The sequence below is a fragment of the Paenibacillus sp. OAE614 genome (assembly GCF_040546645.1).
GTDB classification, from domain to species: Bacteria; Bacillota; Bacilli; order Paenibacillales; family Paenibacillaceae; genus Paenibacillus_AQ; species Paenibacillus_AQ favisporus.
This window is the reverse complement of the sequence record NZ_JBEPOD010000001.1, coordinates 3,585,019-3,601,208: the sequence shown is the minus strand read 5'-3', so window position 1 is coordinate 3,601,208 and position 16,190 is coordinate 3,585,019. Positions and strand designations below refer to the sequence as shown.

General features: G+C 46.7%; 13 protein-coding genes. 10 read left to right on the top strand and 3 right to left on the bottom strand.

The annotated features are described in order from the left end of the window. Window positions 1-79 precede the first annotated feature (79 nt). Entirely contained in the window at window positions 80-2,446 is a 2,367-nt protein-coding gene (locus ABIE48_RS16475) for a helix-turn-helix domain-containing protein (RefSeq protein WP_192713887.1), read from the top strand. A gap of 89 nt (window positions 2,447-2,535) precedes the next feature. Further along, window positions 2,536-3,687 carry an enolase C-terminal domain-like protein gene (locus ABIE48_RS16470; protein WP_192713888.1) on the top strand — a complete coding sequence of 384 codons (1,152 nt, stop codon included), beginning with the start codon at window positions 2,536-2,538 and terminating at the stop codon, window positions 3,685-3,687. Between the two features lie 186 nt (window positions 3,688-3,873). Here the strand turns inward: ABIE48_RS16470 and ABIE48_RS16465 are convergent, their stop codons facing one another. Continuing rightward, window positions 3,874-4,839 carry an aldo/keto reductase gene (locus ABIE48_RS16465; protein WP_145022875.1) on the bottom strand — a complete coding sequence of 322 codons (966 nt, stop codon included), beginning with the start codon at window positions 4,837-4,839 and terminating at the stop codon, window positions 3,874-3,876. 334 nt (window positions 4,840-5,173) lie between these two features. Between ABIE48_RS16465 and ABIE48_RS16460 the strand changes: the two genes are divergently transcribed. Next, window positions 5,174-5,899, top strand: coding sequence for a stalk domain-containing protein (locus ABIE48_RS16460; protein ID WP_192713889.1), 726 nt, complete (start codon window positions 5,174-5,176; stop codon window positions 5,897-5,899). 271 nt (window positions 5,900-6,170) lie between these two features. Here ABIE48_RS16460 and ABIE48_RS16455 read toward each other — a convergent pair whose 3' ends face one another. Together ABIE48_RS16455 and ABIE48_RS16450 are read right to left on the bottom strand one after the other, a co-directional pair. Continuing rightward, complete coding sequence (locus tag ABIE48_RS16455; RefSeq protein WP_145018531.1) at window positions 6,171-6,920, bottom strand: MBL fold metallo-hydrolase; 750 nt, start codon at window positions 6,918-6,920, stop codon at window positions 6,171-6,173. Window positions 6,921-7,485: 565 nt separating this feature from the next. Further along, window positions 7,486-8,043, bottom strand: a complete 558-nt coding sequence (locus ABIE48_RS16450) for a TetR/AcrR family transcriptional regulator (RefSeq protein ID WP_192713890.1) — start codon at window positions 8,041-8,043, stop codon at window positions 7,486-7,488. Window positions 8,044-8,255: 212 nt separating this feature from the next. Here ABIE48_RS16450 and ABIE48_RS16445 point away from each other — a divergent pair, with 212 nt between their 5' ends. From ABIE48_RS16445 to ABIE48_RS16415, 7 genes are all read left to right on the top strand, one after another. Beyond that, window positions 8,256-9,263, top strand: coding sequence for an oxidoreductase (locus ABIE48_RS16445; RefSeq protein ID WP_192713891.1), 1,008 nt, complete (start codon window positions 8,256-8,258; stop codon window positions 9,261-9,263). A gap of 134 nt (window positions 9,264-9,397) precedes the next feature. Continuing rightward, window positions 9,398-9,871, top strand: a complete 474-nt coding sequence (locus tag ABIE48_RS16440) for a cupin domain-containing protein (RefSeq protein ID WP_192713892.1) — start codon at window positions 9,398-9,400, stop codon at window positions 9,869-9,871. Between the two features lie 216 nt (window positions 9,872-10,087). Next, window positions 10,088-11,209: a substrate-binding domain-containing protein gene (locus ABIE48_RS16435; RefSeq protein ID WP_192715248.1), complete on the top strand. Its 1,122-nt coding sequence runs from the start codon at window positions 10,088-10,090 to the stop codon at window positions 11,207-11,209. A 205-nt stretch (window positions 11,210-11,414) separates the two neighbouring features. Beyond that, window positions 11,415-12,365 carry an ABC transporter permease gene (locus ABIE48_RS16430; RefSeq protein ID WP_116230209.1) on the top strand — a complete coding sequence of 317 codons (951 nt, stop codon included), beginning with the start codon at window positions 11,415-11,417 and terminating at the stop codon, window positions 12,363-12,365. A gap of 33 nt (window positions 12,366-12,398) precedes the next feature. Next, the gene (locus tag ABIE48_RS16425; protein ID WP_116230210.1) at window positions 12,399-13,319 is read left to right on the top strand and encodes a carbohydrate ABC transporter permease; all 921 of its coding nucleotides are present in this window, start codon (window positions 12,399-12,401) and stop codon (window positions 13,317-13,319) included. Between the two features lie 93 nt (window positions 13,320-13,412). Continuing rightward, the gene (locus ABIE48_RS16420) at window positions 13,413-15,071 is read left to right on the top strand and encodes an extracellular solute-binding protein (protein ID WP_145018548.1); all 1,659 of its coding nucleotides are present in this window, start codon (window positions 13,413-13,415) and stop codon (window positions 15,069-15,071) included. Window positions 15,072-15,188: 117 nt separating this feature from the next. After that, window positions 15,189-16,172 carry a Gfo/Idh/MocA family protein gene (locus ABIE48_RS16415; RefSeq protein ID WP_192713893.1) on the top strand — a complete coding sequence of 328 codons (984 nt, stop codon included), beginning with the start codon at window positions 15,189-15,191 and terminating at the stop codon, window positions 16,170-16,172. The last annotated feature ends 18 nt before the right edge of the window (window positions 16,173-16,190 follow it).

The following is a 16,190-nucleotide window of genomic DNA, read 5'->3' as shown; positions in this document are numbered from 1 at the left end:
GTCATCCAACGAAGGGAGTAAGCTTGCTCTTCCCGAATAATAGGGAGTGAGCAAGCTTTTCTATACTAGGAGGATCGCAATGTTTTCATTCATCCGAAAAAAGAATGCCGGGAGCAAAAGAAGAAGCCTATTCATCAGGATGCTCGTATCCAATTGTCTGCTGCTCCTGCTTCCCATCATCATCTGGTTTGTTTTCTATACCCAGTTTGAACATATCATGAAAGCAAATGCGGAACGTTCCAATCTTGGCATGCTGGAGCAAATGCGTCTCAATATAGACAGCAATCTTAAAGATATTGAACATTTATCCAATCAAATGATACTCAATCCTAAGCTGCGTTATTTATTGGATACGCAGAGCAAAAACTTATCCGAACGATATCATCTGGTACAGTTTTCAAGAGACTATTTAAAAATGTACTCCCACATGACCAACAATTTTGTTTACGATTTCTATATTTTTTTGGACCGAAGTGATTCTGTGATCAAACCGAACCTCGTGACCGATTCGCACAGCTTTTACGATAAATATTATAGCTTTGATCATCTTACCTATGAAGAATGGCGTAAACAGATTATCAGCTACCATAGTCAAACTTACCTGCCGGCCGCAACCTTACAGCGAAATAGCAGCCTGAAGAATGACCCTATGAAAGTAATTACCTTTATGCAATCGCTGCCTGTCGAAGACACCTCCACGATTAAAGGGAGTCTTGTCGTTCTGATCGATGAAGCCAAAATTCACGAAATGACACGAAAAATCGAGTCGGCAAACGGGAGCTCCGTTTATATCGTGGACCAAAATCATGAACTCATCAGCAGTACACCCGGTGCCAGCCCTTTATCAAAATCCATATTGAACGAACTCAAGTCGAATACCGGTCTACTCAATACTAATCTGAACGGTCAAGATGTGATGGTATCATTCACCACCTCGGAACAAGTCGGATGGTACTATATTGATGTGATGCCATTGAATTTATATCTGCATAAATTAAAACAAATGGAGCATCTTGCGCTGTGGCTTCTCTTGTTATGCATCCTTGTAGGGAGCGCAGCAGCGTATGGAATCACATATAGAAATTATTTTCCAATCAAAAGAATTGTAGAGGCGATACCGTCCGGAAAGTTCCATCCCCGGAAAGCGGCTGGTGATGAATTTGACTACATCATGGAAATGATGAAGGTTTCCTGGGACGAGGAGAGAAGTATTAAGAACAAGCTTACCCAGCAGCTGCCCTTGCTTCGTTCAAATTATTTGCATCGTGTGCTTCAAGGCTATTATGAGCCTCCAGAGCAAATGAAACAATCGCTGGAATTTATGGGAATCCAGTTTCCGTTTCCTCATTTTGCCGTCATTCTCGTTCAAGTGGACGACTTGACCCGGTTCGCACCGAACCAAAGTGAAAAACAATGGGCATTGGTCCGATTTATTATCTCCAATTTGGCTGAAGATTCTATCTACGACTTGCATACGATACATACCATAGACCTGGAGAAAAACCGGCTGGCCCTGCTCGTCAATCTATTGCCGGATCAGTTGGTGCATCCGACTTGCCGGGTTAAGGACATCGTCTCTGAATTGCACCGCATTTTGGAGACCCGATTCAAGCTGGAGATCAGTATAGCCATAAGCGGAGTTCATGAGGGGCAGCATCAGATTGGAGAAGCCTATTTGGAGGCGGCTGCCGCCTTGGAGTACAGGATGGTAAATGGGCAGCTGTCCATCTTTTATTATCATGATATCCGCCAGCAAAAGCTGCAATATTATTACCCCGTCGAAACCGAGCTGCAGTTAATCAATTGTGTTCGAAGCGGTGACAAAGAGCAGGTTGTCCTTCTGCTTAAACAGCTGTTCGATATGAATTTTAGCGACGAATCTATCACTCCTGAGCTGGGGAGATGCCTATTATTCAGTCTCGCCAGTACCCTGCTGCGTATCATGACTTCGGATACTCTGGCGTACCGTAGGCTTACAGAGGGCGACATACATCCTGTACGTTTCCTGCTCTCCTGTAAAACAACCGATGAAATGTTTGAAAAAGCGAAGGACCTGTATTTATCGGCTGCCGAATCATTCAAATTGGAACGGAGTGACCACAGTGAACAGCTCCTTCTGCAAATACAGGCTTGTATTCAAGCGAATTACGCCGATCCCAACATGAGCCTAAATTTATTGTCTGAGCATTTGCAAATCACACCGCAATATATCTCACAATTTTTTAAAAGGGTAAGTGGGCAGAACTTAAACGACTACCTGACAGTCGTACGGATGGATCACGCAAAGAAACTGATGTCGGATCCTGGGCTGACCAACGCACAGATCGCCAAGATGGTCGGCTATACAAGTGACAGCGTTTTCATTAGAGTTTTTAAGAAAGTCGAAGGGATTACTCCTGGTAAATATAGAGAGAGTATGTCGAAATGTGACAGACGAATACCCTAGGCTGCTAACCGCGTATAGTTCTTTAATGTGGTGAACTATTTGAATCATTGGGAAATGAAACCGCCGAGTTGATTAAGGAGGGGGATCCTATGAATATTACGGGTATACAATCGGATTGGATCGTGGAAAAAATCGAATTCGCCAAGTTAAGGGGAGAACGATCCAGAAGCGCCGGGGCCAATGGCAGAATCGGCATTCATGGCAAAAGCTGTACAGTCGATATCGCCAGAATTACGATCGATGGACAAACGGGTTACGGCAGCTCGATACATATGACGCCGGAGTGGGCCGAAGGCATCATAGGCCGCAGATTGCTTGACTTATTTGATGACCGGGGCAGACTGCGCGAAGCGTATCGCTTGCCATTGGAATATCCGGTGTTAGATTGGTTAGGGCAGAGACAAGGCAAACCAGTATATGACTTGGTAACGGGTGCCCACTTGGAAAGGGGAGTCCCATTCGTTGTCCCATGTTATGACACCTCTCTATACTTCGACGATTTGCATCTTTCCGATGAGAAGGCAGCCGTCGTATTGATGCAAGAAGAAGCGATACAAGGCTTTGCGAAGGGCCAGCGTCATTTTAAGATTAAGGTTGGCCGAGGCGGACGCCATATGCCGTTTTGGGAAGGGACGAAACGGGATATTGCGATCGTACGCGGGATTGCAGAAGTGGCGGGTCCCACAGGCAAAATTATGATCGATGCAAATAATGCGTATAATTTGAACTTAACCAAAGAGGTATTGGCGGCTTTGACGGATGTGAACCTGTATTGGCTGGAAGAAGCGTTTCATGAGGATGAAGCCTTGTACGAGGACCTGAAGGAATGGCTCCGGCAACGCGGTCAGAATGTGCTCATCGCAGACGGGGAAGGGCTTGCCTCACCGCATCTCGTGGAGTGGGCGATTCGCGGGTGTGTCGATGTGCTTCAGTACGATATCATCTCGCCTGGTTTCACGCATTGGATGGAATTAGGCGAAAAGCTGGATGCCCATGGTTTGCGGTCCGCGCCTCATTGTTACGGCAATGCTTACGGGATTTACGCGTCGGGGCATTTGTCAGCTGCGGTGCAAAACTTCGAATTTGTGGAATATGACGACATTACCATTGAAGGCATGGATGTATCAGGCTATCGAATCGAAAACGGAGAGATTCATATTCCGGCCACCCCTGGTTTTGGAATCGTCTTCGACGAGGAACTTGTCACCAACCTGATCAAGCAATCCGGATGGTCCATTTAAAGTCGATAATAAGCAGAGAATATTTTAATAATGGATATCAAGGAGGCTGCCGATTGGCGGCCTTTTTATGTTATCTTGCGACCTCTTGATTTATAAAACCACGGGTACATGAGTATTATAAGTTAGCGGCAGCCACTCTAGTAATTGAAGGCTGCCGTTAACTATTCATTATTATTTAACTAAAAATTACCACGCATAAGCCTGCGGCGCCTCGCCGCCAGGACCCGGGAAGATTTCGTCGAGACGCTTCAGCGTCGCCTCGTCGAGCTCCAACTCAACTGCGCGCAGCGTGCGATCGAACTGCTCCATTGTGCGCACGCCGGTAATCGGCGCGGTCACTGCCGGGTTGGAGAGCAGCCAGGCGAGGGCGACGACGTCTTCTCTTTCTCCGAGCTCATCGCACAACTTGGCGAATGCTTCGAGCTGCGGCCGGTGCTTGTCCAGCCGAAGGGTATCGCCACTGCGTTTGCTTGAGTTGCCGCGCAGCGCATTGCCCGCAAGAAGCCCACCGTCGAGCGGGCTCCACGGCAAGACGCCAAGTCCGAGGCTTTGCGATGCGGGAAGCACTTCAAGCTCCGGAAGGCGGCATAATAAATTATACTTATGCTGTTCGGATATAAGGCCAAGCATACCGCGACCTTTAGCTTCGCTCTGAGCAACCGCGATATCCCAGCCAGCGAAGTTACTCGATCCGACGTACCCGATTTTGCCTTGGTCAGCAGCGATTTCGAATGCGTTCCACAGTTCGGCCCAGCTTACGTTCCGGTCGATATGGTGCATTTGGTACAGCTCGATATGGTCTGTTTGTAGACGGCGCAGCGAGCCTTCAAGATGGCGGCGGATTTTATATGCAGACAAACCGGCCTCGCGGTTCGGACCGTCGTTGTCGTCATGCATATCATTGTAAACTTTCGTTGCCAGTACAGTGCGCTCACGGCGACCTCCACCTTGTTTGAACCAATTGCCGATAATTTCTTCGGTTCGGCCCAAGGCATATTGGTTTGCCGTGTCAAAGAAGTTGATGCCCGCATCAAGCGCAGCATCCATGATGCGAAAAGCATCTTTCTCTTCCGTATTCCAACCGAAATTCATCGTGCCAAGGCACAGTCGGCTGACCTTTAATCCTGACTTTCCTAAATACGAATATTTCATTATTTTGTTCACCGCTCCTTCATAAAATTAGGACTGATGTGCAATTTGCGGTTCGTACAGAAGAATTATACCTTAAAATGCCTAAACATGTGTCAAAATTGACATATAAAATTGTTGCTAAATCCCTTGAAAAAAATTCCGGGATTTCGACCAAAAATGTTTACAAGTCGGATACAATTCGGAGATAGTTTGGAGATAAAGTCACTTTATAGTTAGGTACATAAGGAACACCCGCCTTAAACAAGATAAACGGGGATATGAAGAAGGTTTGAGCTCTACCAAGGTAAGACATAGCGTTTGCTTCGGCAATAAAACAACAAGGGAGAGAATAATCATGAAAAATCGTGTAAAAGGAACCATTATGGCTGCACTTGTCGTAGGAATGACCGTTTCCGGAGCAGCAGGCGTCTACGCCGGTACCAACTTGCAGAAAATTTCCGCCTACCTCAATCACAACATCAGTTTCAAAATCGATGGAAAAACGTTTGTACCGACGGATGGAAAAGGGAACAAATTGGCTCCAATCGTATACAACGACTCGACTTATCTTCCGGTTCGTGCCCTGTCCGAGGCATTGAAGGCATCGGTTGATTATAATAGCCGTACCGGTGTCATCACCATTGGAACACCTTCTGCGCCCAACAATGGGAATACAGGAAACCAAACAGGAGCCGATCTTGTGGCTGTTACTTATTCGACTTCTCAAATTCAGGCGATTAAGAAAGAATTCGCGAAATTCGACGGCTTTACTACGGCTTATGCGCCAATGCAGGCGGCGAAAAATGATAATCTCCAGAAAGTAGCTGCTGGTGGGGATTCGGTCAAGTTTACGTTTAAGCATATGAGCGTGGAGGTATCGCCACGGGACTACGCTTTCGAATATGATGGTAAAAATGTCACGCTCTCCAATGGGGTGCAGGCTAAATGGTATACACCAAGCGATACCGCGATGCTGACTTTTAAACTCGACGACCGATTTGTTACTCTCTACTCGCAGGATCATTCCCTCTCGAACGCACAGCTGGAGAAGGTAGCCGTATCCGTCGCTAAATTGAAATAATACATCCTTAATTCATGTTGGTTATCGATTTCGCTATACCTTAAAATCAGCAGATCGATTATGAAACAGACTTCCGAAATCATCGGAAGCCTGTTTTTTTGTGTAGGGGAGGTTACAAAGACTAGGGCTAACTTGAAAGAATAGAGGATTACAAATCATTCGATAAAAACTCTGATCGTCAACTCTTCTTGAAAACAAATCGGTATTAGGAGGAGAATATTCTTAAATAAGTCTCTGGATCATAAGTACCGCTGTCTCATCAAAACCAGCTCTAGGCATGGCTGCGACTTCCTTTGCCCGCGCTCCCGCGCAGCGCCTTCTCGGCATCCGCAATTACATGAGCAATAGCTTGCTGTGGACGTTCCAGCATCGGTCCGTGGCCGACCGCCAACAGCGTAGGGTTCAACTCCAGCAGCTTGCGCGCGGAGCTAACCGACGTTTCCTTGCTCCAGGTTGCCATAGCTGGAAACGGGAACAATAGTTTCATCCGGCCCGATACTGCCAGGCCGCCTTTAGACTGAAACGCATCGCCCGCGATCAGTGCGCCGCTTCGCTTATCCAGAAATGACATCGAGCCGGGCGTGTGACCTGGGGAGGAAAAGGCGGCCAGCGATCCGATTCTGTCGTCATCGCGCAGCAGCACATCGGGCTTCGTCATGATTTTTCCTGGCTTCGGAACCCTGCCCTTGATCGGCGTCTGATGCTCCTGCGGCTCCAGTGTTGCATCTCCTTTCAGCAATTTCGCATCCCTTTCCGAAATATAAACCTGCGAGTCAGGAAGCATGGATTTAAGTCCATCCAAAGCACCGATATGGTCGTTATGCGCATGGGTCAGCACGATTCGGGTAATCGGCTTGCCGATTTGAGCCGCCGTGTTCATGATGCCTTTCACGCTATACGGCAGAGCGGTATCGATCAGCGTTAATCCGTCTTCCTCTTCGACGAAATAACAGCTCACTGGGAAAAAATTTGGCATCATAAACGTGAGCTGGTACAGGCCGTTATTTTTTGTCAATCTCATGATCGTGTCTCCCTACAATAGGTATCGTTAGTTTTAAATATTGTTATTAGTTTGCAACCACTTTTCTCAATTTTCGTTCTTTACTGCTCCATGAACATATTTTTCGGGTATGCCAGGTCCCCGACTATAGCAATGGTCACACGCCAGATACAAGTTTTCCCCAAGCGCTCAGAACGGTTCTGTTTACATCCGGAATTTCTTCGCCATACAGATCAATTTGCTCGATCGGTTCGTTCTTATTTTTAATGGCCGATATTCTTCGTCGCGGCTATCCGACTGTACAATTCCTACGATTTCCTACTCAATTAATTTAGTTATGCTCTAATTTGAAAAGACTATGCAAGGATTTGTTTGGAATTAAGTAACGCCAAGAATAAAGGTCCTCCAACAATACACCACACATTTCTAAAATGAAAAGGCTGCCAGCTACTGGCAGCCTTAGTTTCATTTTAATAAGTGACTTCAACTTAGTTCATTTTCGTCGGCACACTTCAATTTGCGCAGAGTTTTGCGATTCGTTGCTATAGTCTGCTTTCCCGATAGAAGAGACGAGCCATATTCCTCTCTAAGAGATAAGAATAACCCGGAGCAAATCTTCAATCATTTGGCGAAGTTCGGAGGAGTCTCTCGCGACTAATTTAAACCCGCGCAATGCGCTTGTTAAAAGATGCGCCAATTTCTCTGAAGATAGGCTGCTTGGGCTGCCGTTGGATTTCGATCGCGATTCCAAAATAGAGGTCAGAATGACTTCTAGCTTGCTGTAGCTCGCATCGAGTGCCTCCTGAGCGAACGAGAAAGAGCTGTCGGTCACTTCTTTTACTTCCGGCGAGTTCAATGATTGATCGAAATTGTTTATAGACCACACTTCAAACGCGTATAACATTTTCTCTTCAGGCGTTTGTTTTGAAGGAAGGCCTTCCAGTATTTCTTCGATGAGATTGTCGCCGTATAGTAGAATGCTCGCGTTAAAAACTTCCTCCTTGTTCTTAAAATAAAGATAGAGACTCGCACGCGAAATACCGGCGGCTTCCGCTATTTCGTTCATTGACACTCGCTTATAGCCATACTTGAAGAAAACGTCCAATGCAACGGATAGTATATGAAGCTTCTTTTTGTCGTCCATAAATTTATTATTATACACTTTACAAACAATGTCTAGTTGTATAGAATGTACACATAGACAAATTACGTTTTTTGTCTAAATATCAAAACAGGGAGAGCTTCTATGATAAAAACAGCCTAAAAAACGAACCTTATGCATTGGAACATTTTCGGATTCTTCAAATAAACTTTCAGCTTTATAAAATTTGAGCATTTAAAAAGGAGATCTTTTATATGACAACTAAGCAGGCACCCATCGGTTCCGGGTTTGGAGCTTCCTCGACAGCAGAAGATGTCATCAAGGGTATCGACCTGTCCGGCAAAATCGCCATCGTTACGGGCGGCTATTCCGGGCTCGGTCTTGAAACCGCGCGTGTGCTAAGTTCTGCTGGAGCCAAGGTTATCGTGCCGACGCGTGACCGCAACAAAGCCGCGGCCGCGCTTGGGGGCATTGATGGTATCGAAATTGAAATGATGGACTTGCTGAACCCTGCCTCAATCGATGCCTTTGCAGAGAAGTTTCTTGCCTCCGGCCGGCCGCTGCACATTCTGGTAAACAGCGCAGGCATTATGGCATCTCCCATGAAACGTGACTCGCGAGGATATGAATCGCAATTCGCGACAAACCATCTGGGACATTTCCAGCTTGTGGCCCGGCTCTGGCCCGCGCTGCGCAAGGCGAACGGAGCACGCGTGGTTTCCGTCTCGTCCTGGGGGCATCACTTTTCCCCTGTCGTGTTCGATGATCCCAATTTCGAACGGCGCGAGTATGATCGTTGGGCGGCCTATGGTCAGTCGAAGACGGCCAACATTCTCTTCGCGGTCGAGCTCGACAAACGCGGCCAGGCCGACGGCGTGCGGGCCTTCTCCCTTCATCCGGGCAGCATCGTTGGTACCGGTCTCGAAAAGCATCTTTCGAGGGAGGAACTTCATGCGTCTGGCGTCATCGACGAGAATGGACAGCCGGTCCTCGATCCGGCGAAAAATCTCAAGACGGTAGGGCAAGGGGCTGCTACCAGTGTATGGTGTGCGACGAGCCCACAGCTTGACAATATGGGCGGCGTCTATTGCGAGAACTGCGATGTTGCTCCTCTGGGACAGGATGCAGAGAATGAATTTCATTTGGACAACAATTCGACATTAACGGATTCCGGCGTGATGTCATATGCGGTCGATCCTAAGGCGGCCGATCGACTCTGGAGCCTCAGTGAACAGCTGGTAGGTTTAACGTTTGCAATATAAATAAAAATTGCTAAGGCGCGGCAGAACGCTCTTACTGCAGAAGGCGTTCTGCCGGTTTACATGTTGTTGTTGTATGAGGCCGATAAAAAAGTGCATATGCAATCTGAGGATTGATTGAGTAGAGGAGGATGAAAATGGAACAGGCAAATCAAGCTGTAACCGAAGCGGGCGTTACTTTCGCGAAGGATCTCGAATGGTTCGATACAATGCCGGGCGAACAAATGGCCATTCGCATTCACAGTAATCAAGTTGGAGGAGCGATTACTGTCGTCGAAGCGCGTGTACCGGCTTTGATTGGTCCCCCAAAGCATATCCATAAGGAACGGGAAGAGATATTCGAGATTCTTGAAGGAACTTTCCGTTTCCAATGCGGGGAGGATGAGTTTGAGGCAACACCCGGAACGAGCGTCGTGGTTCCACGTGGATTACCTCACGCCTGGGCTAACGTCGGACCCGAAATAGGCCGTATTCTTTTTACTTTCGCACCTGGGGGGATTGACGATTTCTTCCGAGAAATCGGCCTGCATTCACTCGAGGAAATTGTGGGACTCGCCGAGCAGAATGACACACTGATTATTGGGCCGCCACTGTTTCAGCAAACGCGTTAATATAGAAACCTGACTGTTGGATTTTATATATCATTAATTAAACAAATAACGGGACAGTCCAGAACCCAATCTGTGCTGTCCCGTTATTTATTAGGACGAACAAAGAAAGGACATGGAATAAACCACTTGCATCTTTCGTATTTTATATATTGAATATATTGATATGAAATGTGGTGATTCGGAGTGAACTCAGCGGACAGAATACCTTTGTATCAGATGGTTCAAGAGTATATACGTGATTTGATTACGTCCCAGGTATTGAAGGTTGGAGACCGTATCCCTACGGAAAAGGAACTTATGGAGCGTTTCGGAGTAAGCAAAATTACTGTTGTTCATGCCTTATCCGGCTTGGTAAATGAACGAATCATTACAAGAGTTCCCGGAAAGGGGTCCTTTGTAAGCGATCCGGAATATGAAATTCCGACGACATCTCCTAAAAGTGCGGTACAGCAAACCAATCAAACCAGCGGAGAAATGCAGACGAGGCTGATCGGTCTGATTATGCCCAGCATTTATGATTATTTTACCATTAGACTTGTCCAGGGGATTCAGCAAGCACTAAATGAAAACGACTACCGTTTCGTGATCTATTTATCGGAGGGCAGCATTGAGAAGGAAAAAGAGGCGATCCAGACATGCAGTAAAATTGGTGTGGAAGGGCTGCTCATTTTCCCCGTTGACGAGGAATTATTCAATGAAGAAATATTAAGCATGAAATTTGCGGGATTTCCGTTTGTTCTCATCGACCGTTACCTTCCAGGGGTGGAGACTCATTATATCGCATCAGACGGTAGGCTTGGCGCTAGCCTGGCCGTCAATTACTTATGGGATCTGGGGCATCGTGAAATCGCCATATGCTCTGATTCGCCTATACAAACCGTTACCGTTCAAGAGCGGATCGATGGATATATGAATGCCTTAAAGGAAAAGGGATCCCTCATTAACCCGGCCCACATCGTAACCGGTTTTGAAATCGGAAGTCTTGAGCAAGCTGAAGCACATCCTCTGTATCGATATATCCAAAATCGAATGGCAACGGCCTATATTACGCTAAACGGAAGTCTTGGCGTAAAAATCCATCAAATGGCACGGCAAGCCGGTTTGAAGGTGCCTGAGGACATTTCCATCATCAGTTTTGACGATCCGACTTCCATCATCGAAGGATACAGCACATTCACACATGTTAAACAGTTTGAACGAGATATGGGCTACCGGGCGGCGAACACGCTGCTTGAGGTCATAAACAATGATGACGGCCAACCCGGAAAATACATTAAAACCCTCGTGGAGCCGGAATTGGTGATTGGCGAGACGACGGGAACATTTCCTTTTTTCTGACCTGAAGATAACTTTTATGCGAATGAAGAAATTATGGAATGAATCCTACACCATATTGAATATATTTGAATCATACAAATGAAACCGCTTGCAATAAAGGAGGGGGAAACCGTGCGATATGCCTTACGCAAAAGTGAGTCCGGAATGTGTGAAATCCATGCGATATAAAGCCTGATATGACGAAGATGTAGGAGGTGTTCGGAGAATGGTACCCAAAGGTGCTGTTATCCCTAGATATGAACGACTAAAAAAGAACAGGAAATTAGTTAAAATATGGCAATTTAGATATATATACTTATTTATTCTTCCTGCGATCCTATGGTTTCTGATTTTTGCCTACTATCCGATGTACGGCATTCTGATCGCGTTCAAAGATTACAAATTCAATCTGGGGATCTTGGGGAGTCCGTGGGCAGGCTTTAAATATTTCGAGCAGTTTTTAAACGATTCCAGCTTTTACGATGTACTCCGAAATACGTTGTCCATTAGTGCCCTTAAGCTTATTTTCGGATTTCCGGCTCCATTGGTCCTGGCCTTGATGCTCAATGGAATTATGCACAAAAAAATCAAAAGGGTTTTTCAAACGATTTCCTATCTGCCGCACTTCGTTTCGTGGGTCGTCGTCGTTACTTTACTTCAAAAAATACTGTCTCCGAACGTAGGTCTCATCAATGATATTCGGTACCAGATGGGGTTGGATCCGATCTTTTTTATGGGGAAGCCGGAATTATTCTATCCATTGGTCATCATTTCCGATATCTGGAAAGGTGTAGGCTGGGGTTCGATCATTTATTTAGCCGCGTTAACGAATATCGATCCGCACTTATATGAGGCAGCCGAAATCGACGGGGCAGGCCGGTGGAGCAAACTGTTTAAGATCACGCTTCCATCCCTTACGCCAACGATAGGCATATTGCTCATATTCTCCCTCAGCGGAATACTGAATGCGGGCTTTGACCAAATCTGGCTGATGCAGTCCCCCGCAACATTAAGCGTCTCGGAGATATTGGACACGTATGTCTTAAAAACGGGCCTGCAGCAAGGGCAATTAGCTTATTCCACGGCCATTGGTTTATTCAAGTCAGCGATCTCGCTGCTTCTCATCGTGGTTGTCAACAAAGTATCCAAACGTGTGAGTGATGTATCGTTGTGGTAATCAGCTGGCGCTGAAGATTGAGGAGGTGTGAGTATGGGGGAGAGAAGGCTGACGCCGGCAGATAAAATGTATGCGACGCTGAACTATTCGGTGCTGCTTTTATTCTGCGCTACGGCACTCTATCCATTTATCTATTTTCTGGCCCTTTCTTTCAATGACGGCTACGACGCGATGAAGGGCGGAATCTATCTTTTTCCTAGAGTGTTTACATTAGAAAACTATGCGAAAGCTTTTAGCAATCCTTTAATCTTAAATTCGTTTTATATTTCCATTTCCCGAACCCTGATCGTAACGGTTGGCTCCGTATTTTTGACGGCGTTATTAGCCTACGCCCTGTCGCGGAAAGGGCTGCCCGGAAGAAAATATATCGTATTCTTCTTTTTCTTCACCACGTTGTTCAGTGGAGGCCTCATTCCGACCTTTATCCTGTACCGGGAATTGCACATCCTGAATACGTTTTGGGTGTTGGTACTGCCGTCCCTGTATAACTTTTTCAATGCAATTATTATGAAAACCTTCTTCGACGGAATCCCGGAAGGTCTGTCGGAATCGGCCCGAATCGACGGAGCAAGTGAGTTGGCTGTATTTGCAAGAATCATCCTGCCTCTATCGATGCCGGTGCTTGCTACCATTGCCTTGTTTGTCGGGGTCGGCGTGTGGAATGACTGGTTTACCGGTCAGTTCTTCATTCAGAATGAAAAACTGCAGCCTGCGGCTACGTTCCTGAACAAGATGATCAGCGAAGCGTCTTTCCAATCGATGACGTCGTCGTCGGGAAATAGCGGATCCGCGATTCAAAACATGACCCAGTCTCAGATGGAGCTGCGAGGTGTAACGCCGGAAGCCTTGCGGATGACCTTTGTCATTATTATCACGACCCCGATCATCTGTGTGTATCCATTCCTTCAGAAATATTTCGTCAAAGGCGTATTGGTAGGTTCGCTTAAGGAGTAGTTGGTATAAAAGGCTAAACCTTTTATATATAAACTTCCAATGGAAGGGGATTGTAGGATGAGGAAGAACAGGCGGCGTAGGAGCGTTCTTGCGATGACACTAATCGCTTTACTGCTGTTAGTGACCATGACGGCATGTACGGGAACAGGCAAAGAGGAGGGAGCAGGCACGGTTGACCCGGGTCCGAATAAGTCAGGTTCTGAAGAAATAAAGCCGGTAACCTTGACTTTCCTCAGTGCTTGGAACGGCGGCGGAGCCGGTTTTCCGCAGGACCAGAAAAATAATCCCGTAGCCCAAAAAATCAGGGAAAAAACCGGGGTGACGTTAAACCTCGAATCCATCACAACAAGCGAAGTAGAGAAACTGAATACGATCTTCGCTTCCGGTACGGTCCCGGATATTGTTAACGCACCGTTCTGGTCTACTACCGGAGGAGAAGGTCAAGTTATCAAGAAGGCAGCCATGGAAGGACAGCTTCTGGATTTAACCCCTTATCTAGATAAATACCCGAATATTAAAAGACTGGTGACGACCGGGATTGCGAAGGATTTTGCCGAGTTCGATCTCAATAGTCCCGATTTTGAAGGCAAGACGTATCTCATTCCAACGGAGACCCCTGACGGAACCCCAGAGAGTATTCATAATTGGAATTACGGCCTTTTTGCCAGGGGAGATATCCTGAAAGCTTTAAATGTAAAAGCGGAGGATATTGATACCCAGGATGAACTGTATGATTTATTGGTCAAAATCAGAGATGGCGGTTTCAAAGATATTGGCGGGAAGCCGGTCATCCCGGCCGGAACGATGTGGAATGGATGGGATTATGGACAGTTCCTTGCCGGATGGTCGGATTACTCGATTTCGGACTTCCGTGAAGTGGATGGAAAACTGATCCACTGGACGCAGTCCAAGGATTATGAAGCCAAGTTGTTATACATGAGAAAGCTGCTAAAAGAAGGTTTGTTTGATCTTGAAGCCTTCAGCAATACGAGTACAACAGCGAATGAAAAGCTTACGACGGGCAAGATGGCCGTATTCGGAGCCCAACCGATGTTAGCTGATTTACAAAAAACGCTGTATAAGACGAATCCGGAAATGCAATATGAACTACTCGGACCGATGAAGAATAAGAACGGAGACATTCGTACGCAAGTTGAGAAACCCGGCCGTTCCGGTTTCCCTGTCCTGTTCTTGAGCGCTGACATCAAAGATCCCGATGCGGCATTGCGGTACATTGATTATGTCAACAGCGAGGAAGGCCGACTGCTTGCTTATTTCGGGATCGAAGGAACGCACTACACCATGGAAAACGGGATACCCCAATGGATTCCGGATGTGAAAAAACAATTCGATGAAAACCCGGATCTGAAGAGAGATGCAGGGCTCAATTTCCTGCCAGGAAGGTTCATTGGGGCATTCTCCAATGAAGTCACTTGGCCTACGCCCGAAGATCAAAAAACGCAGTGGCAGAAGTTGGAGGAGAGCTTCTCGGCAAAAATGCCTATCAAAATTATAGACAAAGTAAGCGCCAGCTACCTTGCAAGAGAATGGCCCAAATATCAGGATTTTATCAGTAAAACCAGCAGCTTGAATTTCGATGACGAATTTAAGAAAGCGCTGTTTGCTTCGTCAGATGAAGAAGCTCTAAATCTTCTTCATAGTGTTCAAGAAAAATATAAGGCCGCCGGCGTGGATGAAATGGCGGAGTTCGTAGCTCAAAAAGCTGCGGAAAGAGATGATGTAGGGTTCTAGATCGTTCAATCTATATCGTGAACAATTTTGGGGTGGCGTTACTGCCATCCCAATTCACTTTCTAACGAATGCTCAAACGCATACGACGAACATTAACCGATTACGGAGGGGAAAAGCATGTTGAACGTTGCGATGTTAAGCAAGTGGCATGTGCATGCAGCTGATTACGCAAGAAAGCTGCAAAATCATGGAAACGTTAAGATCACGGCCGTCTGGGACGAACAGCCTGAACGCGGAAGCGAATGGGCTGCTGGGTTGGGAGCGGATTTTGAAGCAGATTTGGACACTCTGCTGAAACGGGAAGACGTCGATGGCGTCGTCGTGGACGCTCCTACAAGCATGCACGCAGACGTCATGGTAGCAGCCGCTGAGGCCGGCAAACACATTTTTACCGAAAAAGCCATGGCTCTTACCACCCAGGAATGTGATCAGATCTCTGCAGCGGTACGCAAAGCAAACGTCAAGTTTTGCATTTCATTTCCTGCTCTTACAAGACCACACCAATTGTTCGCGAAGCAGCTGATTGATGACCATATATTAGGGGACATTACGCTTTTACGCATTCGTAACGGCCACGACGGTGCTTTAAACAATTGGCTGCCGGAATACTGGTATGATGAGAAACAAACAGGGGGCGGAGCCATGATGGATTTGGGCTGTCATCCGATGTACATCGCAAGTATGCTGCTCGGAAAGCCCAAAAGAATCACCTCCATGTTTCATTACTTCACCCATCGTGCAGTGGAAGATAATGCGCAGTGCTCGATTGAGTTCATAAACAATGCGGTCGCACTTGTCGAAACAAGCCTTGTGACGTACAAAACTCCTTCCGCCCTTGAGATTTACGGCACGGAGGGTACCTTGATGATCTCAGATGATTCCGTTAAAGTCATCTCGAAGAAGCTCGAATTGCCTTTCTCCGGATGGATTTCACCGAACCAACTCCCTAAAGAGCAGCCGCTTCCGATCATCCAATGGGCAGATGCATTGCTTCATGACAAGCCGATGCCCTTCGGACTGGACGAGGGGACAAAATTGACGGAGCTATTGGAAGCGGCATACACCGCTCATAAGGAAAACCGGACGGTAGAGTTCAAATAGTGTGGGGAGGGAATTCTA